The 24593-nt window shown below is 43.5% G+C and carries 17 protein-coding genes; 6 read left to right on the top strand and 11 right to left on the bottom strand.

Annotation, left to right across the window (positions count from 1 at the left end):
- Window positions 1-49: 49 nt before the first annotated feature.
- Window positions 50-3520, bottom strand: a complete 3471-nt coding sequence (locus C8D97_RS04280) for a M36 family metallopeptidase (RefSeq protein WP_210204846.1) — start codon at window positions 3518-3520, stop codon at window positions 50-52.
- Window positions 3521-4057: 537 nt separating this feature from the next.
- On the opposite strand from C8D97_RS04280, the gene C8D97_RS04275 reads away from it, so the two are divergent.
- From C8D97_RS04275 to C8D97_RS04265, 3 genes are all read left to right on the top strand, one after another.
- A complete protein-coding gene (locus tag C8D97_RS04275; protein ID WP_210204845.1) occupies window positions 4058-4615 on the top strand; it encodes a GNAT family N-acetyltransferase in 558 nt (185 codons plus the stop codon).
- A 285-nt stretch (window positions 4616-4900) separates the two neighbouring features.
- Window positions 4901-5545 carry an N-acetylmuramoyl-L-alanine amidase gene (locus C8D97_RS04270; protein ID WP_109762307.1) on the top strand — a complete coding sequence of 215 codons (645 nt, stop codon included), beginning with the start codon at window positions 4901-4903 and terminating at the stop codon, window positions 5543-5545.
- Window positions 5546-5591: 46 nt separating this feature from the next.
- Complete coding sequence (locus C8D97_RS04265; protein ID WP_109762305.1) at window positions 5592-5843, top strand: hypothetical protein; 252 nt, start codon at window positions 5592-5594, stop codon at window positions 5841-5843.
- A gap of 33 nt (window positions 5844-5876) precedes the next feature.
- Here the strand turns inward: C8D97_RS04265 and C8D97_RS04260 are convergent, their stop codons facing one another.
- The 3 genes from C8D97_RS04260 to acnA form a co-directional block, all read right to left on the bottom strand.
- Entirely contained in the window at window positions 5877-8423 is a 2547-nt protein-coding gene (locus C8D97_RS04260; RefSeq protein ID WP_109762303.1) for a response regulator, read from the bottom strand.
- Window positions 8424-8681: 258 nt separating this feature from the next.
- The gene (locus C8D97_RS04255) at window positions 8682-10211 is read right to left on the bottom strand and encodes a bifunctional GNAT family N-acetyltransferase/carbon-nitrogen hydrolase family protein (protein WP_109762301.1); all 1530 of its coding nucleotides are present in this window, start codon (window positions 10209-10211) and stop codon (window positions 8682-8684) included.
- A gap of 227 nt (window positions 10212-10438) precedes the next feature.
- Window positions 10439-13171 (bottom strand): aconitate hydratase AcnA, encoded by a 2733-nt coding sequence (acnA, locus tag C8D97_RS04250; protein ID WP_109762299.1) that lies wholly within the window; start codon window positions 13169-13171, stop codon window positions 10439-10441.
- A 261-nt stretch (window positions 13172-13432) separates the two neighbouring features.
- Here acnA and C8D97_RS04245 point away from each other — a divergent pair, with 261 nt between their 5' ends.
- On the top strand, window positions 13433-14860 hold the full coding sequence (locus C8D97_RS04245; protein WP_109762297.1) for a class II fumarate hydratase: 1428 nt from the start codon (window positions 13433-13435) through the stop codon (window positions 14858-14860).
- A 110-nt stretch (window positions 14861-14970) separates the two neighbouring features.
- Here C8D97_RS04245 and C8D97_RS04240 read toward each other — a convergent pair whose 3' ends face one another.
- The 3 genes from C8D97_RS04240 to C8D97_RS04230 form a co-directional block, all read right to left on the bottom strand.
- Window positions 14971-16332: an MFS transporter gene (locus tag C8D97_RS04240; RefSeq protein WP_109762296.1), complete on the bottom strand. Its 1362-nt coding sequence runs from the start codon at window positions 16330-16332 to the stop codon at window positions 14971-14973.
- Window positions 16333-16416: 84 nt separating this feature from the next.
- Window positions 16417-17079 (bottom strand): alpha/beta hydrolase, encoded by a 663-nt coding sequence (locus tag C8D97_RS04235; protein WP_109762294.1) that lies wholly within the window; start codon window positions 17077-17079, stop codon window positions 16417-16419.
- A 46-nt stretch (window positions 17080-17125) separates the two neighbouring features.
- Entirely contained in the window at window positions 17126-18157 is a 1032-nt protein-coding gene (locus tag C8D97_RS04230; protein WP_109762292.1) for a zinc-binding dehydrogenase, read from the bottom strand.
- A 440-nt stretch (window positions 18158-18597) separates the two neighbouring features.
- Between C8D97_RS04230 and C8D97_RS04225 the strand changes: the two genes are divergently transcribed.
- On the top strand, window positions 18598-19617 hold the full coding sequence (locus C8D97_RS04225; RefSeq protein ID WP_109762290.1) for a class I SAM-dependent methyltransferase: 1020 nt from the start codon (window positions 18598-18600) through the stop codon (window positions 19615-19617).
- A gap of 79 nt (window positions 19618-19696) precedes the next feature.
- Here C8D97_RS04225 and C8D97_RS04220 read toward each other — a convergent pair whose 3' ends face one another.
- The 4 genes from C8D97_RS04220 to C8D97_RS18100 form a co-directional block, all read right to left on the bottom strand.
- Window positions 19697-20773, bottom strand: coding sequence for an aromatic ring-hydroxylating oxygenase subunit alpha (locus C8D97_RS04220; RefSeq protein ID WP_109762288.1), 1077 nt, complete (start codon window positions 20771-20773; stop codon window positions 19697-19699).
- Window positions 20774-20854: 81 nt separating this feature from the next.
- Window positions 20855-21739, bottom strand: coding sequence for a dimethylarginine dimethylaminohydrolase family protein (locus tag C8D97_RS04215; protein WP_109762286.1), 885 nt, complete (start codon window positions 21737-21739; stop codon window positions 20855-20857).
- A gap of 17 nt (window positions 21740-21756) precedes the next feature.
- A complete protein-coding gene (locus tag C8D97_RS04210) occupies window positions 21757-23076 on the bottom strand; it encodes an amino acid permease (RefSeq protein ID WP_170115133.1) in 1320 nt (439 codons plus the stop codon).
- 15 nt (window positions 23077-23091) lie between these two features.
- Complete coding sequence (locus tag C8D97_RS18100; protein ID WP_170115132.1) at window positions 23092-23229, bottom strand: hypothetical protein; 138 nt, start codon at window positions 23227-23229, stop codon at window positions 23092-23094.
- 85 nt (window positions 23230-23314) lie between these two features.
- On the opposite strand from C8D97_RS18100, the gene C8D97_RS04205 reads away from it, so the two are divergent.
- Complete coding sequence (locus tag C8D97_RS04205) at window positions 23315-24538, top strand: CaiB/BaiF CoA transferase family protein (RefSeq protein WP_109762282.1); 1224 nt, start codon at window positions 23315-23317, stop codon at window positions 24536-24538.
- Window positions 24539-24593 lie beyond the last annotated feature (55 nt).

Raw genomic sequence — 24593 nt, 5'->3', positions numbered from 1 at the left:
GTCATTGTTAAAGATTCATTGAAATCGATAACAATGTTTGTACTTTCTTTTACAAGATTTGTGAGGTTACTTCACCGGTTAATGGATTAACCATAAACTCCATCAATAACCCATCGGTTGTGGATGATGCGTTACTTTCGGAACCGTCGTTAGCGTCGGCGGCATCAGATACCGTTTGATCAATGACTACGGTGAACTGTGTAGGACCGTTGGCCCAGCCAACAACACGAAGCGTGTAGTTTTCACCAGGAACAATCACACCGCCCACTTGTTCATTTGGACCAAGATTTCCAGAGGTGGCCATAACATTGCCATCACTGTCTCTTAATTCAAAATCAAGGTCAGGGTAGGCACCGCCCACATCGGGATCCGCCGATAAGGTTGCGATAACGTTTTTGGCACTGGCTAAAGCGGTAAAGTTAACATCAACATAATCAACCCCGTCCACCAGATATTGATCGGTGGAACCTATCACTACCAGACCGGTACGTTGTTCAATATTGTGAAACACCACTTCTCGATCGGTTGCCTCGGAAGTGTCAGTTGCTGTCTGACTGCCCGTGGCGGGTGTTGCCTGACCTTCCAGTTGACCTGAAATTTTGGCTTGAAAGGTAAACAGTTCTGACATCGGGTTATTAAATGACAAGTAACGAGTGCCTGAAGCTGCACCGGCTGCTACCGATTCATCGTAAGTATAACGAGCGTTATCGCCAGACTGACCACTACCGCCATTATCGGCGTTGCTGGCAGTGACATTGCTGCTGCTAATGCTGACAATATCAAAGTGGATGGGCCCGTATACATCCTGATTGCTGATGTTGTTAAGCAGTTGATCAAAAGCAAACTGACCACCAGTAAATGAAACATTACTGATATCCGTATCGAACCGATCGGTCACATCTTCACGGGCTAACGCCGTTTTTGCTGTACCTGATAGATCGGAAAAGCCCACCTGATCATTACTGTTAAAGGCAAAGGCGCGAACCACATATTGGAAATCCAGTGCTTCGATGCCCTGACCGGCACCTCGGCCAAATCCTTGACCCTTATCGGTATACTGGGTGGTGTCTGCTCCGGTAACAAACTCCACATGGGTGTAACCGCTGAACGAAGCATCGCCGTCGATATATTCACGACCGTCAACACCCGGGAACAAACGTGCCGGATTGTTGCCTTTGCGTTTCAGGACTTGGTAACCAATGGCGTTATCCACTTTATCCCAGCTGACATTAATGGAGTCTTGATCCACAATATCGGCAACCACATTTTGCGGTGTCGCAGGGGCTGGCTGATTGGCGGTAAACTCACTCATGGCGCTGGAAATAACTTGCACGCCGCCCAGAGGGGCTTCGGCATTGATGCCTATTTCTCGCGCTGCAAATACGCGCTCAATTAACGCATGGTGCTGTCCTTTTGAGTTTATATCCACCGGGTTTTCCGGATAAAGAATAGCGTCTGCGATCAAGGTTGCGTCACGGGTTTTAACAAAGGTATCTGGCGCACTCACACCCAGAACATACATGGAACCAAGGAAAACACGCTCCCAGATTTCTTTACCCAGGCTGGCCGGGTCGGTAGGCTCGCCAGTCACTGCATTAGGGCGGTTAAATTGTTGTTGCGGGTACATGCTGGTCATGATTTCCCGTAAATCCCACATGGCTCCGGCGTAAATTTCTCCGTCTCTGTGTTCTTCAAATGTATTATCGCGGGTACCCAGTTGCGAGTAACGCAGTTGGCTTTGACCGCTACGGATGAATTCAAAGGAGTCTGGATCGCCGCCGCTGCTGGCGATTAAATCTCTTAAGTCACAGGAGTTGACCGGGTAGGTTCCCAGATCAGGCGTTTCACCTATGGTGTACGCCCATAAATCGGCCTGACCTTCATTCAGTGCCGGACCTTCCGGACTGCCTTCAAAGCCGGCAATAGGGGTGATGGTGGCATGGGTTCCTTCATGGATCGGTACACTAAAGTCGACCGCCAGATCATTAAACACATAACCATGACCGTAGAACGTAGGGTTAACCACTACTTCTTCGCCAGCGATTTCTTGTGACAGAGGAACTGCAAACGCGTTATCCAGCCCAAGCAGCTTATTGACAAACTCAGGATCGGAAGTGTCTTCGGGCGGCGCCAGCACATTCGGTATATGTACCACACCTAACAGAGGGACGGATTCATTAGGGTATTGATCTGGAAATGATCCGGAACCGATACCACGGCTGTGCACGGCATCGCCTTCTTTATGAATGTAATCGAGGTATTCAAGCAGGCTGGTGATGTAGATAAACTGACTGATGCCATCGATGTGCTCTGCTGGCTCAGATAAATGGTTGCGCTCATCAGGGCGGCCTTCTACCGGTTGATTATCCTGACCGAAGTAATAGGTTCCTGCAGCTGCCTGTGCAAAAGGTAATTTGGTAGGCAATGCATTTTCGATATGAGCGTGGGTACCGGTTAATGTTCCGTTAGCACCAGTGGCCCGATTGCTGTCATCAAACTTGCGAAGCTTGATTCGTTCCATTCCTAATGGACGACCGGTTTCGCCCCCATTGGCATCAACAATGGCGCAGTCATTTTGTAAGGCAGGTGTTATAGGTGGAAAGGTTGGGAAGTAATCCGCAAACTGATCCGTTGGCTCTGATTCTTCAGCAGTGCGCACCTGATCTTCTCGGTATAGTACATCGCCTGTATTGGCATCGATGGCGTATTTAAATACACCAAAAGGATTTTGAGAGTAATAGATAAATTGCCAGGCTAATCTGGAACCGTTTTTGGTTGGCACAATAGCCAGTTCAGGCATCGGTGTTTTAAATACACCCAGTTTGTCACCAATAAGATCGTAGGCCGGTTGCAAAGTGGCTAAGGCGTCAGCGGAGAGGTTTCTTTGATGACTGGTCAAATTATTTTCAGCAGCACTAATGGCGGCGGCACTACTGACACCGGGCTCGGTGTTCAGGTTTAAATTCTTTTGATAAGGGCCCATCACTGCACGAACACGATTATTACCGTCAATAATAATGCCCAAACCACTGTTCATTACTTTTATACCGTCAATGGTTTGATCAAAGCGAACCAGGTCTCCACCCAATGCTGAGCGGGTCTTACCGGTATTGATTGTTAATTGATTAAGGGATAAACCTTCAAACAATGCTGCATGATCCTGTAAAAAATTTTTAGCAGCTTGTTCCGGGGTTGAACCCTGTGTGCTTATGGCAATACCGTGCAATGAATCGATGGTACCGGTTGCAGCATTCAGTTTGATATGCGCCGATGGGTTGACCTGTTTAAATGAATCTATTGCCGCCAGTTGGCTAGCCGTTGCCTGTACTAAAGAAAGATCATTGGCCTGAAGCTGGTTTATGGTTGGAATACGATGTTTGTTCAGATCGGTTAAAGACTCCATTTCGGTGAGTTTGGAATTTAATGACGATTGATCCGCTGGTTTGGCATTAACCGATACAGCTGCCAATGGAACGGTTAAGGCCATGGCAACGGCAGCGTGCAGTATTTTGTGTTTCATGAATTTGGTCCTGTCATTATTATTGATGGATTAGCTTGATTAGCTCCCAGAATGCTCTGCTCTTTTCTGGTTAAAATACGACAAGTCAAACACGCCCGGTTAAAACAAGGAAAGTTGAAACTCGACTGTAATGACACAGTATTGTTTACCGAGGTTTATCGTTAATATAATTACGGTAGCCATGAGCAGAACATTTGCGCTGTCTATCCTTATGAATTTTGGCTAAAAGAGAAAGAGTAATTACCCTTAAAACGGATAGGGGAAATCACCTAATCTGAAATAATGTGATGGCGGTTTAACGCTTTCTATAGAAGTAAAAGACGCAGATAGTAAGTTTGAAAGGCTATTTTGAGACAGCCTTGATTTTTTAGTTGAGACAATAATGGTTTTATTTGAGACAGTAATGATTTTATGTGGGACAACTTTAGCACTAATGGATACAATGTTTTTAATGAGAGTTTTCGCATTTATATTGCGCAGATTCAACTCCAAAGTGCAACGCATAGAAAGCAAATATTTTATATCAAGGATATTACAGTGACCCAGCAAAACGAAGTAAACATAATGCCTTCAGAACGGCTTTGTTATCGGCTAATGACCGATAAAGACGTCGACAGTTTTTATCAGCTGGATCAAGATCCCGAAGTGATGCGCTATATTAATGGTGGTAAACCCAGTTCACGAGAAGAGATTGAAACCGTTTATATGCCAAGGTTGATGAGTTATACCAACTTTGCCAAAGGATGGGGGATGTGGCGAGTTGGTTTACAACCAAACAATGAGTTTATTGGCTGGATACTGGTTCGACCTATGCAGTTTTTTTCGAAACAGCCAGAACATCATAATCTTGAACTGGGCTGGCGATTTTTTAGAGCACATTGGGGTAAAGGTTATGCCACAGAAGCCGCCACTCAGATTATGAACACCTTAAGCGTTGATAAAGACATTCAGTATTTTTCAGCCGTTGCCGATGAAAATAACTTGGGCTCGATTCATATTATGAAAAAACTAGGGATGGATTTTGTAAAAAAGTACCTGCACAAAGATCCATTGGGTGATACACCCTGTGTTTATTATCAAAAGACGACTGAATAAAACTTATCGTTTTATTCAGTAACTTCCCTTGGCGATGGATACCTCATTATCTCAAATATTAGATGGTATTAGTCCTGTGATTGACTAAAGTTAATATTGGCTAAAGTTAACATTGGATAGAATGCAGAAGTAAGGAAAGCAGAAGCTTAACAAAATTTGTTGCATGTATCACAAGCAGTTTTTTCTGAAGATTTTAAATTGTAAGGAATACTTAATATCAAGCTTTCTAAATAACTCACTCTAATTATTCTTTATAAATTATAGGTTTAATAACAGGAGGTTATTATGAGTCATGATGCGTTTGTCCCATCTTATATTGTTATCCATACTGCAGCCTATTCCGGCCGCAATTGTGACGCCGCTAAGATCGATCAATGGCATAAAGCTCGAGGCTGGGATGGTATTGGTTATCATTTCGTTATACTTAATGATCGACATGATAACAAAAAAGATGGCACGTTAGAGTCAGGCAGATCTCTCAGTCAACGGGGGGCTCATACCTTAGGATTAAATAATCGCTCCATTGGCATATGTTGCGTTGGTCATGGCGATAAGGAGAAGTTTACCAATGCCCAGTTATTAACCTTGCTGGATTTGGTTCATCGCTTAATGACGGACTATTCAATACCGCTGAACTCTGTAATTGGGCATCGTGAAGTGAATGATTTAATTAGTCGAAATAAACTGGCTGCTCAATACAAAACCTCAAAAACCTGTCCCGGGCGATTAATCGATATGGATTTTATTCGTTCATTTATTAAAACTAACGATAAAAAACAGGCTCAACAATTGAATCAAACCAACGACGAAAAAGATAATGTCTCTGAAGCCTTACGAGTATTGGCCAGCAATGCAACTTTATTTGGAAATGCGCAGGATGAGTTACATCAATTTTTAAATCACCCGGAAGTGATTGAACGATTGCACTAGAGTGTTTATCATCGGCGGCGTTTATAGTGACAAAAATTGAGGAGAAATGGCAAAGCCAAATAAAAAAGGGCCCACTCGTACTGTTGATATCTATTGCAGTCACTGCAAAACTCAGCTTTATACATATCGTAAAGGTGGGAAAGGTGCTTTGATCAAGTGTTTTAAAGAACGCATTACAAAGGATTTTACGGTTAATCCGGCGACATGTGCTGAATGTGATACGGTTTTTGCCAGAGACACCCTGATACGCGGAACCCCCGCATTTAAAATTATCGGAAAGAAAGTATTTGTTAAGTAAAAAAGATTAAAATATAAAAAGTGTCTTTATATTTTAAATATCGAAGGATTCAATTGATTCCAGATTAATGGTTTCAGCGGGGCGGGTTATAAAGTAGCCCTGAAATAAATATATACCTTTTGAATACAGCTCACTTAACATGCTGGCATCTTCTACATTGGTGGCTATGACCTGAATGTTTTGTTCCTGAGCTTTGCTTATTGAGTCAGAAAGTACTTTCAATTGCGAGGTGTCTTTAGCCGACTTTTGACACAGCATATCGGCTTTAAACTTTATAGAGTTTGGTTTTATTTTATCCAGTAAAGCATAGGATTTATTAGATTCTCCAAAGCCATTAATGGCGACATGACAACCAAGCAGATGCACTTTTTCAGAAAAATATTGAGCCGCATCACTGTACCTGAGTACACTTTTTTCAGACAGCTCAAAAACTAAAGTGGCCGGATTTAAAATTCGTTTGTTGCGTAAACTGTTGCTTATCCAAAGCAGGGTGTCGCGATTATTAAGCGCATAATCACTTAGGTGTGCTTGAATAAATACTTCTCGTTGAACGGACTTGTTCATTGTACTTAACTGTTCGATAACCGTCTCTATAACGTACCTGTCCAATTGTGTAAACTGAGTTTTATCCTTAATTAATGGAAAAAACTGGGCCGGAGAATAATATTTGCTTTTCTGATCGGACAACCTGACAAAAGAGTCAACAATGTATTGACCTTTTTGATGGGCGTTTATGGATAAAATAGGTTGAAAGACCAGTGAGTACTGCTTTTGCATTAAGAGTTGTTCAATATTGGATAAATCTGTGCTTGATAATTTATTTGCTTGATTATCAATCAGTGGTTCATCGCAAATATTAACGTTTGTTTTGTTTGCATGTTGTAGTTGCTTTTCGCAGCGAGATATAAGTGATTCAATGGAATCTTGTCCTTCCGTTGTCGGAGCCACGGAAGATTTAATATGACAATCAGCTTTATCGCCGGACAAGGATTTGAAAAATAGATTAACTTCTTTAATCAAACTGTCACATTGAGCCAAAATATCATGTAGATGTTTTTGGGTGACTAATATAATAAAGCTGCTGTCACCAAGTCGGGTTGCTATGGTTTTGTTATTAAATGCCAAGTTGATTTTATCACTTAAATGGGAAGCGATATCTTCCATTAATAAGCTTGCTTTGGCCATTCCTACTGCTCGAGTATATCGGTCAAACCCTTCTATTGTGATCATTAACAGTGCGTGATAATTGTTGTGATCGTGCAGTAATAAAGTTTCTGCCTGAGTATAAAAATAATTTTGGGTACTTAGTCGAGTTCGATGACTGGTTTTTACAATGTGTTCCAGCTTTGCTGTTTTACGGCGATTGGCGATTAGGTAATCTCTAACCGCATTACTAAGTTGCTCCTGAGAAACCGGCTTCTGCAAAAAACCGTCTGCACCCAGTGAAAAAGCTTTATCGGATAGGGTTAAGTCATGATCCGCGGATATAAACAGAATGCCTGTGGTCATCAGTCGGGGATCCTGTTTTAACAGTTTTGCCAGCTCTACACCGGTAATGCCCGGCATCATATTATCCAGCAGGATTAAATGTGGTTGGTATTCACTGATGGCTTTAATTGAGTTCATGGGATCGGCAATATGTTTGGTTTCAATTCCCATTTTTTTTAGCACCGCGCGGTAATACATGGCAATGGTGCGATCATCATCAATGATTAATACCCGGCGATCATGGAAGCCACTGATATCAACAACCTTGTCAATAGCAGCAATTAATTCTTCCGAGTTAACCGGCTTACTTAAAAAACCGTCACAGCCATAGTGTGAGGCCTGTATTCGCACTTTAATATCGCCACGAGCGGAATGCATAATGACTGGAACTCGAAAGCCGAGCGAGTCCCTAAGGTATTTAATGGCCTTAATGCCAGCAAATCTGCCTTCTGGAAAATTAATATCCATAACAACGACGCTGGGTTCAATGGATTTAACTGTTTCCATCAAGTTTTTAATGCTTAAGCAATAATGACATTGGTAACCAAACTGACGCAATAATTCTTGCACGTAGAGTGCCGTGTCTTCATCGTCATCGACAATAATAATTGGGCGTTTATCTTTCGCCATTTGTGATTGTGCTTTAGCCGGTGTGATAGATTTATGGTTTTCTTGAGAGGCAGGTGTAAATTCAAGTTTTTTAATGATCTGGTTAATCGAGTCGAAAAAATCTTCGGTCAGTTTTTGCCGATCATCCAATACCTGTTGCAGCAAAGTTGCTATGGATTCAACCTTGTTGCTCAACTCGGTAAAGCCATAAGTGGCCAAACTTCCGGTCATACGATGGCAAAACAGTTGAAGAGACTTTGCTACTGCCGGATCCCATTGAACATAGTTCAGGCTGCCCCAGGTTTCATTAATTCGATCTAGGTAGCTCGGGATTTTTTTTTCAAAGTTATCGGTTAATGATTGTAATTCATTAGTGTGTGGATAATCAGTTGGCGATTCTTGAGTGGCGTCTACTTTATCCGAAACGCTTTTACCCGCAAAAGATTTGTCAGCTACTTTACTGTTTTTATCTTTATCCTTCATAACTTGACTCGACTTTTACGCTTAATTTGATTCAAATCCTTTCGGATTGCCCTGGCTGCATCTCAAAGAACCAAAGATAAACACGCTCTAACTTATAAACGGACTTTATTCATTTATAAGGTATATGCCATAGGCCCTGAAAGTACAAGTTATGTTATTGATTTTTGATGAAATTGTGAACAAGGAAGGGTTTAGATGATATTAGTAAAAAGCGGCTATAAAGCCGCTTTTTTTTCTCGATTTTGAAGTAAAAAAGGGCTATTTATTTAAAGTTTTTACCTGATACATATCCAGACGACGATCTTTAAGGTTATTGACCGATCCTTCGGTATTCAACAGCTTTAGCTTATTGAGGTCGACATCGGCGTATATCATCATTTCTGCATTAGCCGTGGCTTCAGCAATGATGGCATCATGTGGGAAGTAAACATCCGATGGGGAGAATACTGCGGACTGAGCGTATTGAATGGCCACATTATCAACCCGGGGCAAGTTACCAACGCTGCCTGCGATGGCGACATAGCATTCATTTTCAATCGCTCTGGCCTGTGCGCAGGTACGAACACGAAGGTATCCATTTTTGGTATCCACCCAAAAGGGCACAAACAGAATTTGCACATCTTGTTCGGCGAGCAGTCTTCCCAGTTCAGGAAATTCACTGTCGTAACAGATTAAAATACCCACTTTACCGGCATCGGTTTCAATGACTTTTATGGTATCGCCGCCATCAAGTACCCAGTCGCGTTTTTCGTGTGGCGTAATGTGAATTTTATATTGCTCATCGATGCTGCCATCGCGATGACACAGGTAGGACACATTATACAGCCGGTTTTTTTCCTGCACCGGCAAGCTGCCAGCAATGATATTAATGTTGTAGGTGACAGCAAGCTGTGAAAAGCGATTGCGAATGTCTTCGCTGAATTCTGCAAGAAACTTGATGGCTTCCACCGGTGATTTTTCCGGTGCAAGTCCCATCAGTGGCGCACTAAAAAATTCGGGAAACAGTGCAAAGTCAGATTGATAGTCGGCCAATGAAGCAATAAAGAACTCGGCCTGACTTAATAAATCTTCTAAGGAACGAGCGGTGCTCATTTGCCATTGCACAACCCCAATTCGAACAATGGATTTTTCCGCTTCGTGAATGGAAACCGTATCTTCTTCATAAAAAATATTGTCCCATTCCAACAGAGTGGCAAAGCCTTTTGACTTTTTATCTTCGGGCAGGTATTGGTGCATTAAACGTTTGATATCGAAGTCATTGGCCAGCTGAAACGATAAAATGGGATCGTATAATTCTTTGCGCTTTACTTTGTCGATGTATTCGTTCACCGATAAGTTTGCGTGATCGCGATAGCCAGGAATTCGTCCGCCCGCTAATATGGCTTTTAAATTTAATGCGCGGCAAAGTTCGCGTCTTGCTTCGTAAAGCCGTCGGCCCAGTCGAGATCCCCGATATTCTGGATGGACAAAGACATCCAGCCCGTAGAGTGCATCGCCGCGATCGTTGTGTTTGGCAATTTCTTTATCACTGACAATATCTTTGTAGGTATGTTTGGAGGCATAACGATTGTAATCCACTTTAATGGTTAATGCCGCAGCGACCAGCTTGCCGTTGTCTTCTATGCAAACCTGTCCATCGGGAAACGCATTCACCAATGCCTGAATGGTTGCTTTTGGCCAGGCGCCGCCAATATCCGGATACACCATATCCATTAGCGCTGCTAACTCGGGGTAATCGTCGGGTGTGATCACGCGCAGGTTTAACAGGGTTTCGTTTTGTTCAGTCATAAAATCTCTTTATGTTAAATAATCTGTGTTATTAAAAACGAATAATCTAATATTACCAGTTTACCAAGTCTAATGATGGTAATGGAATCACCGATGTTTAAAATACTTGAAACCAAGATATAGTGATTAACTTATGGTTTGTTACAGTGGAGGGGGAATTTAAAAAAAATTATTTGAACGCCCCTCTAAACTTAGGCTTAAGTTTAGAGGGGCGTTGATACTCTGGGTTATTTATTCAGTAAGTTTCGAATAACGTAGTGCAGAATGCCGCCATTTGAAAAGTATTGAAATTCATTTTCGGTATCGATACGAATGATCATTTCAATGGATTGTTTTTCGTTGCCGTCATCGTCGGTTACTGAAACCGTAACGGTTTTATCGCCAGATTTAATAGCCGGAATAGAAAAACACTCATCACCTTTTAAATCGTACTTATCGGCACCTTCACCATTTTTAAATTGCAATGGCAAAATGCCCATACCAATTAAGTTGGAACGATGTATACGCTCGTAAGATTCGGCCATTACTGCCCGAATACCTAACAGGCTGGGTCCTTTGGCTGCCCAGTCACGACTCGAGCCGGTGCCGTATTCTTTACCGGCAATCACTACGGAAGCGACCTTATCGTTCTGATATTTTTGCGCGGCATCAAAAATAGAAATTTCATCACCGGAAGGATAGTGCGTGGTATGGCTGCCTTCGGTGCCCGGTGCCAGTTTGTTTTTCAGTCTGACATTGGCAAAGGTTCCGCGCATCATCACTTCGTGATTACCACGACGTGAGCCATAGGAATTAAAATCTTTAACGTCTATATCGAGCGATTTAAGGTATTCGCCAGCCGGACTATGCTCGGCAATGGCGCCAGCAGGGGAGATGTGGTCGGTGGTAATACTGTCGCCCACTTTTACCAGACAACGTGCATTTTTAATCGGCTCTATGTCCGAGGTCTCTTTGTCCATTTCGGTAAAGAAGGGTGGGTGCTTGATGTAGCTTGAGTCAGGCCAGTCATAAATAGTGTCGTCAGAGACTTTTAGATCATCCCAGACTTTATTGCCGGTGTAGACATCGGCGTACTTTTCACTGAACAGGTTTTGCGACACAAACTCATCGGCAATCTTTTTGATTTCTTTTTCATCGGGCCAGATATCTTTTAAATAAACCGGATTGCCTTTGTCATCATTACCGAGCGGCTCTTTGGTAATGTCCATTTGCATATTACCGGCAAGAGCATAGGCAACAACCAGAGGTGGCGATGCTAGATAGTTAGCGGCGATATCAGAATGAATACGGCCTTCAAAGTTTCGATTACCCGACAGTACCGAGCAGACTGGCAATTTACCAATGCGAATGGCCTGTTCGATGGGTTCGGGCAATGGACCTGAGTTACCAATACAGGTTGTGCAGCCATAACCCACCAGATTAAACCCAAGTCCGTCGAGTTCATCCATTAAGCCAGCATTTTTAAGGTATTCTGTAACCACCTGAGAACCGGGGGCAAATGAGGTTTTCACCCAGGGCTTGGTCATAAGTCCTTTTTCGCGGGCTTTTTTCGCCATTAAACCAGCTGCAACCATAACCGAAGGGTTTGAGGTATTGGTACAACTGGTAATCGCCGCAATCACAACCGCACCGGGCGATAATTCAAATTTGTGATCGTTAAAATCAACACTGACACCCTGATGAGACAGTTTATTGGCGTTATCATCAGCGGCACTGCCACCTTCGGCGGCAAAGTCACTTTGCTCGGGTAATTCGATTAAGCTGATGCGCTCTTCAAGCCAGTCTTCAAATTTTCTGGCAGCATCCGACAGGGCGATGCGATCTTGCGGGCGTTTAGGGCCTGCAATGGAAGGAACAATAGACGATAAATCAAACTCGATATCTTCATGGAAGCTGGCTTCCGGGGTGTCGTCATCGTGCCAGATCCCCAGGTTTTTGGCGTATGACTCGACCATTTTAATATGTTCATCGTCGCGACCGGTGAGTTTTAGGTATCGATTGCTCTCTTCATCCAGTGGGAAGATACCGCAAGTAGCGCCGTATTCGGGAGCCATATTAGAAATAGTGGCTCGGTCTGCGGTGCTTAAGTGTTTTAAGCCCGGACCATAAAATTCAACAAATTTACCGACAACCCCATGTTCTCTTAAACGTTCGGTAATGGTTAATACCATATCGGTTGCGGTGACGCCGGTTTTGAGTTTTCCGGTGAGTTTAAAGCCTACCACTTTCGGGATCAGCATGGTTACGGGCTGGCCAAGCATGGCGGCTTCGGCTTCAATACCACCAACACCCCAACCGAGTATGCCAAGACCATTAATCATGGTGGTGTGGGAGTCGGTACCGACTAATGTGTCGGGGTAAGCCCAGCGCTCACCGTCTTTTTCGACGTTAAATACACAGCGCGCCAGATACTCCAGATTAACCTGATGCACGATGCCGCGTCCGGGCGGTACCACTTTAAAATTACTAAACGCTGACTGACCCCATTTTAAAAACTGATAACGCTCAGCGTTGCGTTCTATTTCTATTTTGGTATTTTTTTCAAACGAGTCGGCGGTGGCAAAGTGATCCACCATCACCGAGTGATCAATAACCAGTTCAACCGGATTAAACGGATTGATTTTTTCCGCTTTGCCGCCCAGTCGTTTCATGGCGTTTCGCATTGCCGCTAAATCAACAATGGCCGGTACTCCGGTAAAGTCCTGCAAAATTACCCGTGCAGGCACAAAGGCAATTTCATGATCGGCCGGATTGTCGGTATCCCATTTGGCTAATTGCTCAATATCATCACTGGAGACAAAGGGGTCTTCTTCGTGGCGTAACAGGTTTTCCAGCAAAATTTTAATCGAGTAGGGCAGGCGATCCAGATTGTATTGCTTGGCAATTTTATCGAAGCTGATCATTTTAATGGACTGATCACCTTGTGAAATCGTTTTGACGTCTCGCAATTGCTTTGCCATGATAATCTCCAAGTTTACTTTTAAAAGTAGCCTTTTAAATTAATGTCATTTAAAAGGAAATGATTTAACGTTGCACTTCGTTATTTATTCTGCGATGTATTAATAAATCTGGCAGCGGTAAAAAATAAAAAAGGGTATTGTCTATCTATCCCTTGGTTAACAACTGCCAATACAGCGACATTAATTGTTCGGTCTATCTATATCAGAGTAGATAAGTTTGACCGGATTCTCAACCACCTGAGCCGGCTTTAGGAGATGGAAATGACTGATTATCGTAAAGAAAGTGACAGTCTGGGCGAGGTTAAAGTCCCTGTTGATGCCCTTTATGGCGCTCAAACACAACGAGCGATAGATAATTTCGATTATTCCCAGAAAAATCAGATGTTTAGACAAAACAGGCCATTACCGGTGCCGTTTATCGTTTGTCTGGCTCAGGTAAAGAAGGCTGCGGCACGGGCAAATGCCAATTTGGACTGTATCAGTCATGAACAATCTCAGGCGATTATCGCTGCGTGTGATGCCATCATTTCAGGTAAACACATGGATCAGTTTCCAGTTTCGGTGTTTCAAACCGGTTCAGGCACCAGTTCAAATATGAATATGAACGAGGTGATTGCTTCCTTGGCTAAACAGCGGATCGAACAATCCTCCAACAGTGACAAAAATAAGGCCACCGTTCATCCCAATGATCATGTGAATTACGGTCAAAGCAGCAATGATGTGATCCCAACCACTGTTCAACTGGCTTTGCTGGTAACGGTTGTGGAACGTGTATTTCCTGCCATTGATAATCTGCTTAATCAACTGAGCGAACTTAGCAAAAAGCATCATTCGGTGATTAAAACCGGTCGTACGCATTTGATGGATGCCATGCCGTTATCGCTGGCCGATGAGTTTTTAACCTGGCGACATCAGATCAGTGAAAGCCGTGAACGTTTGGTCAGTTCACTGTCGCGTCTTGCCGAAATTCCATTGGGCGGCACGGCCATTGGAACCGGAATAAATCGGCACAAAGATTTTGCCGATAAGGCCGCTGAGCATTTAGCCGAGCAGTTGGCGTTGCCAATAAAACCTTGTGCCAATTTAGCCAGCCGTATTAGTGCGCAAGATCCCGCACTTGAAGTGCATGGGCAATTGAAAGTGCTGGCAACCGTGTTGATGAAAATTGCCAACGATTTGCGCTGGATGAACTCCGGACCCAATGTGGGACTGGCTGAAATTCAGTTAAAAGCTTTACAGCCGGGTTCGTCCATTATGCCCGGCAAAGTGAATCCGGTAATTCCCGAAAGCGTCGCCATGATGATGGCCGAAGTAATGGGCAATGATACCAGTCTTACCATCGCCAATCAGTCGGGTAACTTTCAGTTAAATGTGATGTTGCCACTGATCGCCGATAAATCCATTGCGTCATCGGAATTGATTGCCGATGCTCTAAACGCTCTGGCCGATAAAGCACTGGTGGATATCACCGTGAATAACAATCGTTTGCAAGCACAGTTGTCAAAGAATCCCATTTTAGCCACCGCACTGAATACACGAATAGGTTATGAAAAAGCCGCCGAAATCGCGAAAACTGCGCAAAAGGAAAATCGATCAGTAATTGATGTTGCCGAAGAAAAAACCGACATCTCGCGCAAAGAACTGGAGTCGATTTTAGATCCTGAAAAACAGGCGCGGCCATTTGAGTAGATTTGGATAACTGATTAGATGCGATATGTTAAAGACACAAATTCAACAACCAGCTGCAGCGTTAATCAAAGTTAAACTTTTAAATTAAATGTAATCTTTGTAACTTGTTGTCACGACTGAACGTTTTTCAGTTTAACGGCTAACGCAGCGGCAATAAAACTCATGGCCGCAAATAATCCTATTACCAGCGTAACGCCAAACAATTCGGCCAGTACACCAAATAAACCACCCAGCAACAGAACGATACCAATAACGGTATTGGAAACCGCTGTGTAATTGGCGCGTTGTGTGTGGTGCGCCATATCCACCAGATGAGTGGAGCGGGCCAGTCGAACACCCTGATAAGCAATCATTAATAAAAATAATAAAATCGGCAGAAGCCAGACAGTGGTTAACCAGACTGGTTGAGTTATGTGAATAATAGCGGTGCTCGCTAATGTCAGCCCGGCGATTAATGCCGAGACAATTAACGCATTTCGACTCGATTTATCCGCCAGTCGTCCCCAAATGTAACTGCTTGAAAAGCCGGCAAGAGAAGAAGCCAAGATTAATAATCCAAGTTGAGACAGAAAACCTTCCGTACCCGACTGGGTTAAGGCCGTTAATGATTGCTGATTGGCATTTGTTTTTGTGGCGGTACCGGTTAGTAACATAAAGGGTGGCGCAAGAGCTGTTGATACCAGCAATGCACGAACAGTGATAAAACGAAACAATTGTTTATCCGCGACTATCAGTGACAATCTGTCGCGTAAACCGCGCGTTGCGTTTTCACCGCCATCGGTTGCGCCAGAAGATTCATTTAATTGGGTAAATAATGCTGCGGCGATTAACCAGAGACCTGAGGCGATAGAAAGCGTGATGGATAATGTAAAAATCGATAACGGAATAATATTAAACGTGAGCAGGCTGGCAAATAAAATAACCGATGCCGACGCAATAGTGCCTGCTGTTCCTGTGGCCGTACCGCGGGTAGATTTTGATACGGTTTTGCCTAACACGTCTTTATAACTGACCGAACAAAAACTGCGAGCCACTGCCAGAATCGCCAGGAGAATTAAAATGGCCAGACCGGCACGATCATCGGTTAATGTAAAACAGCAAATGACCATTCCGGCTACACACAATCCTTGAACAAATGAGCCTGCTGCCCAAACCCATTTTCGTTGCGGCCGTTTGCGGATCCATTCCGAGGTAAACAGTTGTGGCAACAAAGCTCCTGCTTCACGTACCGGAACCAGTTGCCCTATGATTAATGCAGAGGCACCAAGTTGGGCCAGCAACCAGCTGAGTATTAGTTTTGGATCAATTAAGCCATCACTGGACTTGGTTGCCGCGAGCGACAGAATATGCAAAATAAAGTTTCGCGGTTGGTGCTCACAGGCGGATTCGGGAATATCCCGACAAACGCGACCATCGTCTTCACTCGTTAACAATTGATAGGCCTGGTCGAGTTGAGAAGAGGGTTGCTTCATTGTCACCGCCTTTATAAGAGCTGCTCAAAACCTGGTTAAACGCGAAGGTTGTTTATGAAAGATGACTCTTTATTAAAAAGAACTTTATAACGAAAGAACCTTGCTTAACCAGCGAGAGATATCGCCTATTTGTTGGGGGCAAACGGAATGCTCCATCGGGTAGGTTTTAAATTCCGTCTTATACCCCTTAGAGGTAAGCTGCTGATAGGTGGTTTGACCCAGTGCGACGGGAACCACAGGATCATAAATGCCGTGATGTATTTCTACCGGTGTGCTCTGATTGGCATTGTGCCATTTGATACTGTCTTTGGTGGCAAAATAAGTGGACATAGCCAGTAGCCCTGCTAATTTACTTGGGTAACTTAACAGGGTTTCCAGTGCCACTGCACCGCCCTGTGAAAAGCCAGCAATAACAATGCGTTCGTGGCTAATACCCCGTTCAACTTCGTTAACAATAAACTTAACCACTTCCGATGCAGATTGCCTGAGTTGTGGTTCGTCAACTTTGCGATCAATACTCATATCGGTAATGTCATACCAGGCAGGCATAACAAAACCATTATTGATAGTAACCGGCATGGAAGGCGCATGAGGAAAGATAAAGCGAACCGCTGCACTTTGTGGCAATTTTAACTCTGGCACTATGGGTTTAAAGTCATTGCCATCGGCACCAAGGCCATGTAACCAGATCACACTGGCATCAGGAGAAGGATTTGTTTCGACTTCAATATGGGGTAATAAACTCATGTGCTTTGCTGTACTCCCGAGCATTTCAATTTTAAATTAGGGCGTATTATACCGCATGGGGTAATAAAATGACTTTGCCATCGCTTTTGTGTTGCGCATAATGATCGATGACTTCGGGAAATTCAAGGTTGTTGAATTGACCATAGATATCTGTGTCGAAGACGCCTTCGGCAAATAGGCGTTGCACTTTACGGCCAAGCATCCAGGTTTTTAACGCGCCAGCCCGTCTTATATAGTGAGCGAGCCAGAATCCTTCCACTTTAACGTCTCTAAAAATAACATCACTAACACCGTAAGTGCCGCCATAGCGTTTGTGTGTATCGGCCAGTCGGCCATAAACGATGGCAGTGGATCGTGCAGGCATATTATTTAACAGTATTGCGGTGTCGGAGTCTGCTACTGCGTCAAGTAATACGGTGGCGTGATATTGTTGAGTCGCCTGTTTTAACTGCTCTTTATACTGTTCGTCGGTGGTCAGTAACACCTCTGTTGCGCCCATTTCTTGCAGTATGGCGCGATTTGATTCTGAACGAACCGTGGCGATGGTTTTGATGCCCACTTGTTGTGCGTAGCGGATCACTCCTTTACCCACCTGACTGGCTGCGGCATTCAGCACCACAGCCTTGGCACCCAGTTGAATGGCCCGTTCGACAAGGCACACAGACGTAGCCGGGTTGACCAGTAGGGTAGAGGCCTGTGCATCGGAAAGCTCTTTTCGTACTGGCATACAGGCAGTCGCTTTAACCGCGGCGTATTTTGCCCAGACACCGTCTTTGCCAGGCGTAGCAAACACAGCCACTCGCTTACCAGTTAAATATCGGCCAAACCATCCGGCATTGGCTTTTTCGACAATACCGCAAGCTTCAAAGCCTGCGTAGGCGCCTTCAACCGGAGGCACGCCATACTTACCCATTAAATAGACCAAATCCGATGGGTTAACTGGCGCCGCCATCACTTTCACTAACACCTCGCCTGATTGTAATTCGGGCATGGGTTTGTCGATATAATCGATGCGTTGTTTAAACGGCGTTTTTTCGTTATCGCTTTTTACCAGAGCAAATCCTGAGTTTGTTATCATAGAGAGTTGTCTTTTTTGTTTATCTGAGTGAGACTGCTTAAGCTTGAGTTTTGTTTGAAATCAGGCAACAGCGGTTAACATTTAACATCCTGTATTAAATTGTACTTTCTAACAATTATACAGAACAGGCATCAGCTAATGGTGAGGGATCCGTCACGGAGTATCAAGGCTGAGCATGATTTAATTGAAAACGAAACTATTTAGTTGAAAACAACTACTTTAGTTAAAAACGAAACTATTTAGTTAAAAACGACAATGGTTTTTAAGACTCAACAATAAGCGCATTAGATTAATAAACATAAGCACGACAAATTAAAGATAATCAATAGACACTAGGTTTAATTACAACCGATACTATGATGAGCTTGTAAACCAGAGTTATAAACCAGAGTTATAAACCAGAGATATAAAAAACTGATACTGCAAAGCAGGAGGGACAGATGAATATTGATATAAAAATGTTTAAGGGTTCAAAACGATTACTAACATCCGTAGCAGCCACCTCATTAATGTTACTGGCCGGGTGTGATAAAGAGTCCAGTGATCATGCGGCGCAAGCTAGCAAGGCAGAGAAAACGAGCAAGGTAGAAAAAACTGAAAAAACGCATTCGCTTAAAGCAGCCGAACAAAAATCAGAAACTGAGACTAAAAATAATCCAGACGAAGTAACCAGCAGTGAGCAAAAACTTGCGTCTATTCTGGCTAAGCAACCTGAATCTGTCAAAGATCGTTACGCTGCCAGAAACCCTCAACAAACCTTAACCTTTTTTGGCATAGAGCCCGGTATGACCGTGGTAGAAGCTTTGCCCGGTGGCGGCTGGTACAGTAAAATTCTGCTGCCTTATTTAGGTGAAAGTGGCACTTTGATTGGCGCTGACTACGCGGCAGATATGTTTCCACTGTTTGGATTTTTTGATGATGAGTTTATTGCATCGAAAAAGACTTGGGTAAAAGATTGGGTTGCCGGTGCCGAAAAGTGGCGCAGTGAAGACAGCGCCAAATTATCGGCGTTTCAGTTTGGCGCCATGCCAGATGACATGAAACAAACCGCCGATGCAGTTTTGTTTATTCGCGCACTGCATAATTTAAAACGATTTGAACAACAGGGTCAGTATTTAACCACAGCACTGGATGAAGCCCATGCGGTACTTAAACCCGGTGGCGTACTGGGTGTGGTTCAACATATGGCACCTGAGTCACACTCCGATGAGTGGGCAGGTGGTCAAAATGGGTATTTGAAAAAGTCCTTTTTGATTGAACGCATCACCAATGCAGGGTTTGAGTTTGTAGACGTCAGTAATGTGAATATAAATCCTAAAGACAACCCAACTGAAAAAGATATGGTTTGGCGTCTACCGCCATCATTGGTCACCAGCAAAGAAAATCCTGAGCTGAAACAACAAATGATGGAAACCGGCGAGTCGACTAGAATCACTTTGTTGTTTAAAAAGCCGGAGTAAACGATAAGAAGATAAAATCTGTACTACTTTTCTTATTAACAGGGTAGCTCATTAATAATGACTACCCTGTTTTATTTAGTTAATTATCAAATTCACGATACGCTTTTCGCAATAACTCCTGAAAATGCCATACGCCTTGTTCTCGTTTAACACAGAGTCGACCTTGATGATAAGCACCTGACTCTAATCCGCATTGTACCTGTTCGCAGATCCTTATATCTTCATCTTGCACTTCATCACTAAACGCCAAATCTTGTTTTATCATTGATTGGGTTTTGGTCGATGCCAAATCAGTATAATAGTAATCGAAAAATACTTTGCATTGATTTGGAGCGGTCGGAACAATGATGTTTAGCTGACATCGACCGGGTAAAATATTGAGCATCAAGTTTGGGTAGACACAAAAGTAATGAGCTGATCCTTCACCATAAAAATTATTGGTATTTTCTAACGGACTCTGTTGATAAGAGTACCAGTCGAATAGTTCAGTGGTGTAGCTCTTGTAGTCAAGAAGTTTATTGAGTCCGGGATGAACATGAGGTAAATGATAACCTTCCAGATAATTATCCATATACACTTTCCAGTTACAGTTTACCTTGTATTCATCTCGGTGGTGAAACTGCATCTCGGTTAATTTAATAGGTTGGATAGTCGAGTCTATGCCTGAAAAGTACCTTGATAGTGGCAAAGGGTTATTCGATAAGTTGATAAAAACAAAACCCTGCCAAGTGTCAATGTTTACTTTATCGAGATGAATATCACAGGCGGAAAAATTAGGAGTGTCAGACATTTCTGGGGCGGTCCGCAACTCACCATTTAATCGATATGTCCAGCCATGATATTTACAGCTAAAAACGTTTATATTGCCATTATACAATACCAATGGACCGGCTCGATGTTTGCAAACATTGTAATACGCTTTTAAACATCCATCGTGATCTTTTACTATTACAACCGGTTTGCCGACAACTTCGGTAACGATCACATCGCCATTGTTTTTAAATTGTGAAACATGGCCAATACATTGCCAACTGCGCAGGAAAATAGCGTCTTTATCCAGATCAAATGCTTGGGCGCCACGATACAGTTCCGCGTGTAATGTAACGGCTTGCTCCAGAGTGGTTGCTGCAAAGTATTGGTTTAACCGTTTCGACATAAGCTGCTCTTTTTCAAAATACAGTAATCTTCTTTAACATACAGTGTTCTTCACATTTTAATTAAACCTATGATAAAAGTCTCAAGAGACTTCTCGTTCCAATGGTCGGGTAAGGCAAGTCGGACCGCCACAACCTTTTTCGCAAATGTCTTTTCCTTTAAAGGTATGAACCTCGGCTCCGGCATCAAGAAGTCGCTGATGGGTGATTGGGTTACCTTCAACCGCAACACATACACCCGGGGCTACCGCTAACACATTACAGCCCTGACTGTCGTATTCTTGTTCGGGTACTTCTACGAGCCTTACACCGGTATCCAGTAAATATTGTCGAAATGGAACCGGCATTAATGGTGAATAAACAACCGCAAGATCATCGGCGATGGGACTAATGATCGACATTAAATGAAAAACATCCGACGGCCCTCGAAAATGCGGCAGTGGCACTTCAATAAAGTCTGACACTAATGGTGAAACCATTTGTTTTAACTGTGCAATGCCGGCAGGATTGGTTCGATAGCCATTGGCAACCGCAAGAACATTGTTTTGTAACCAGGCGACATCACCACCTTCTACCGAGCCGGGCGATGTTATTTCACCCAATACATTGGTTTGAGTTTGAGCATAAAAAGTATTGTGATGTTCAGGCTCCGTTTGACGGTTTTGTTTACCCATTGTACACAAAATCATTCCGCCATTGGTTGCCAGTGCATTGTCTCTTGGGTATAGACTATCCAGTGTGGTGTTTTCGGTTTCAGGCAAAAACTCAAGCTCAATTCCAAATCCCGTTAACAGATCACAAAGTGCATCGTATTCACGAATGGCATTGTTTCTATCCGGTTTATCAAGAAAATGCAGTGCTTTCCATTCTTGCTCAATTTGTTGTTCATTACGAAATGCATCTTTTACGTGCTTTAATAGTATTCGTTTGATCTTACCAACATCGGTTTGAAAGGTTGTATTTGGCATGATTTTCTCTGGTATGCTTATTCGTTATCCGGTTGTGATTGTTTATCCGAAGCAATCTTTAATCCTGTGTACACGGGTATGCCCAAAAGCATCAAGATGAATCCCCAGTAGACGGCTTCTTGTCCTGCACCTGCTAAAGCCCAAAGTGAAAAAAGAAAAGCCAGTGTAATAATGATTAAGGATACTGCTTTAAATTTTTGTTTGCCAGATTCCTGAAATCGAAAAGCGGCGGCTGAACAAAACACATAAGGGATTAAGATGGAGGTTGTTGATAATAAAATGGCAAAGTTGAAAATCCCTAATAAATTTTTACTGACGGTGGTTAAAATCAGTGTTGACGTTAATAAGGCAGAAAGAATAATACCTAAACTAGGTGTAGAGCGACGATTGAGTCGGCCAAATAACTTAGGGAATAATTTATCTCTTGCTGCCGCTAATGGCATTTGACCGCCCATTAAAATTAAACCATTAAGCGCACCTAATGTACTGACAAGCGCAACAAACGTCATGGCAATGCCTGCCCAACTTCCCCAAATAATCGTCGAAGCATCGGCAAATGGGCCATCCGATTTCGCCAGTTGTTCAGCAGGGATAACGCCCAACACCACAACAAATCCAAGCAGGTAAACAATCGCTACCAGTAATACTCCGATAATCGTCGCACGGGGAATGGTTTTCTTCGGCTCTCTAATATTGTCGGCTGGAATACTGGCTGACTCTATGCCCAAGAAAGCCCATAACCATAATGCAGCAGCGGCGATAATTGAGCCGGGCAGTGACTCAGTTGTGGTTGTCTCAAAAGTTATCTGTTCAATATCAATAAAAAATATTCCAATCAGGCCAAAAGCAATCAGTGGGATCGCTTTAAAACAGGTGGTGAGCAATTGCGTTAAACCGGCTTCTCGTACGCCAAGTAAATTAATGGACGCGAACAACCAGATAAAAGCCAATGCAAGACTTGTCGACATCATCGTCGATTCGGCAAGTGGTGGGTACAATAATTTACTGTAAGAAACCGCAGCCATTGCGATGGCTGCGTTGCCCGTCCAAATTGAAATCCAGTAGCCCCAGGCGACAAGAAAGGCCGGAAACTCTCCGATTCCTATCCGGGTATAATGATAGGGTCCACCTAATCCGGGCTGCCACTGACTGAGTTTGGCGAACACCCAGGCTAAACAGATTGCCCCTAGTGCAGAAAACAGCCAGCCAAATAATCCAATACCACCATAGGCCGCGAGCGATGCTGGTAACAGAAAAATACCAGAGCCAATCATAGTCCCTATAACCAGTGACGTGGTAATGGCGAGTCCGAACGAGGTTGATTTATTGTTTTTCATAGATCCCTCCATCGTTCAGTGTGCTTCGTGCTGCCAGACAAAGCAATGAGTTTTTGACAGGCTTATTTCTATTGAAATAACTGCACCTGTGGCAACGGTTTCTGTAACAATGTCGATAGCGTAGGCTTTTGTGGTGACACTAGCCAGTTTCATTGTTTTTTATGCGTGAATGTTTCTTTCTACAAGCGTTTCTTTTATTGTTTGTCTGTGTATGTTTTTAACTGGGTAATCGTAATTTATGTCGGGTCCTTTAAAGGGTATTCGTGTTCTGGATTTAAGTCGTATTTTGGCAGGTCCTTGGGCAACGCAGATGTTAGCGGATTATGGTGCCGAGGTTATTAAAGTTGAGCATCCGAATGGTGGTGACGACACACGTCGCTGGGGGCCTCCTTATTTAAACGATCATCAAGAGCAGGATACAGAAGAATCGGCTTATTACTTGTCGGCTAATCGCGGTAAGGCTTCTATTGCGATTGATATTACAAAGCCAGCTGGTCAGGCGGTAATAAAACAACTACTGAAAGATTGCGATGTTCTGGTTGAAAACTTTAAAGTCGGCGGATTAAAAAAATACGGGCTTGATTATCACTCTCTTAAAAATGAATTTCCGAGTTTGATTTATTGTTCCATTACCGGATTTGGGCAAACCGGCCCCATGGCCAATCAACCCGGTTACGATGCCATCATTCAGGCCATGGGTGGCCTTATGAGTATTACCGGGGAGCGTGACGGAAAACCCGGTGCCGGGCCACAGAAAGTGGGTGTGGCTGTGTCAGATTTAATGACCGGCCTATACGCTGTTACAGCAATTACATCGGCTCTATATTATAGGACTCAAAGCGGGCAAGGGCAGTATATTGATTTGGCTTTGCTCGACACACAGGTTGCCTGGCTTGCCAATCAGAATATGAATTATCTGGTTGGTGGTGAGGTGCCGCAGCGGCAGGGAACCGAGCATCCCAATATTGTTCCTTACCAGTCATTTGTAACTCAGGACGGCCACATAATGGTTGCAGTGGGTAACGATGCTCAGTTTCAACGTTTTTGCATGGCAGTGAATTTGTCAGAACTCTCTGACCGATCAGAATTTTCAACCAACCAGCAGCGTGTTGTGCACCGTGACTCATTGATCCCGTTAATTGCTGCCCGTTTATTTGAGCAATCCAGTGAGTTCTGGTTGCAGCGATTAAACGACGTCAGTGTGCCCTGTGCGCCAATTAATAATATTGAGCAGGTGTTTCAAAATACTCAAGTTCTTTCAAGAGGAATGCTGTTTGAGTTACCGCATAACTCAGGAGAGAAGGTTAAGCAGGTGGCTAATCCGGTCAAGTTTTCCGCAACACCGGTCAACTATGTTAAAGCCCCGCCGACTTTAGGTGAAGATACTCGGCAATTACTGCTCTCTATGGGGTATTCAGAAGAAGAAATAGAGTCTTTGCAGGATAAAAAAGTCATTCGATAACTAAAGAACTGATTTTTCTACTAAAGTTGGTTCGGCATTTTCCGATAAATTGTCT

This window comes from Pleionea mediterranea (assembly GCF_003148745.1).
GTDB lineage: Bacteria > Pseudomonadota > Gammaproteobacteria > Enterobacterales > Kangiellaceae > Pleionea > Pleionea mediterranea.
Note: the sequence above shows the minus strand (reverse complement) of the source record. Positions and strands in the feature narration are given on the sequence as shown.

Bases quoted from the DNA above. Each gene is read 5' to 3' on its own strand.
- C8D97_RS04225 (WP_109762290.1), top strand. From the start codon at position 18,598: ATGAATATTGATATAAAAATGTTTAAGGGTTCAAAACGATTACTAACA.
- C8D97_RS04205 (WP_109762282.1), top strand. From the start codon at position 23,315: ATGTCGGGTCCTTTAAAGGGTATTCGTGTTCTGGATTTAAGTCGTATT.
- acnA (WP_109762299.1), bottom strand. From the start codon at position 13,171: ATGGCAAAGCAATTGCGAGACGTCAAAACGATTTCACAAGGTGATCAG.
- C8D97_RS18100 (WP_170115132.1), bottom strand. From the start codon at position 23,229: ATGAAACTGGCTAGTGTCACCACAAAAGCCTACGCTATCGACATTGTT.
- C8D97_RS04230 (WP_109762292.1), bottom strand. From the start codon at position 18,157: ATGATAACAAACTCAGGATTTGCTCTGGTAAAAAGCGATAACGAAAAA.
- C8D97_RS04280 (WP_210204846.1), bottom strand. From the start codon at position 3,520: ATGAAACACAAAATACTGCACGCTGCCGTTGCCATGGCCTTAACCGTT.
- C8D97_RS04260 (WP_109762303.1), bottom strand. From the start codon at position 8,423: ATGAAGGATAAAGATAAAAACAGTAAAGTAGCTGACAAATCTTTTGCG.
- C8D97_RS04215 (WP_109762286.1), bottom strand. From the start codon at position 21,739: ATGCCAAATACAACCTTTCAAACCGATGTTGGTAAGATCAAACGAATA.
- C8D97_RS04210 (WP_170115133.1), bottom strand. From the start codon at position 23,076: ATGAAAAACAATAAATCAACCTCGTTCGGACTCGCCATTACCACGTCA.
- C8D97_RS04220 (WP_109762288.1), bottom strand. From the start codon at position 20,773: ATGTCGAAACGGTTAAACCAATACTTTGCAGCAACCACTCTGGAGCAA.
- C8D97_RS04245 (WP_109762297.1), top strand. From the start codon at position 13,433: ATGACTGATTATCGTAAAGAAAGTGACAGTCTGGGCGAGGTTAAAGTC.
- C8D97_RS04255 (WP_109762301.1), bottom strand. From the start codon at position 10,211: ATGACTGAACAAAACGAAACCCTGTTAAACCTGCGCGTGATCACACCC.
- C8D97_RS04240 (WP_109762296.1), bottom strand. From the start codon at position 16,332: ATGAAGCAACCCTCTTCTCAACTCGACCAGGCCTATCAATTGTTAACG.
- C8D97_RS04235 (WP_109762294.1), bottom strand. From the start codon at position 17,079: ATGAGTTTATTACCCCATATTGAAGTCGAAACAAATCCTTCTCCTGAT.
- C8D97_RS04265 (WP_109762305.1), top strand. From the start codon at position 5,592: ATGGCAAAGCCAAATAAAAAAGGGCCCACTCGTACTGTTGATATCTAT.
- C8D97_RS04270 (WP_109762307.1), top strand. From the start codon at position 4,901: ATGAGTCATGATGCGTTTGTCCCATCTTATATTGTTATCCATACTGCA.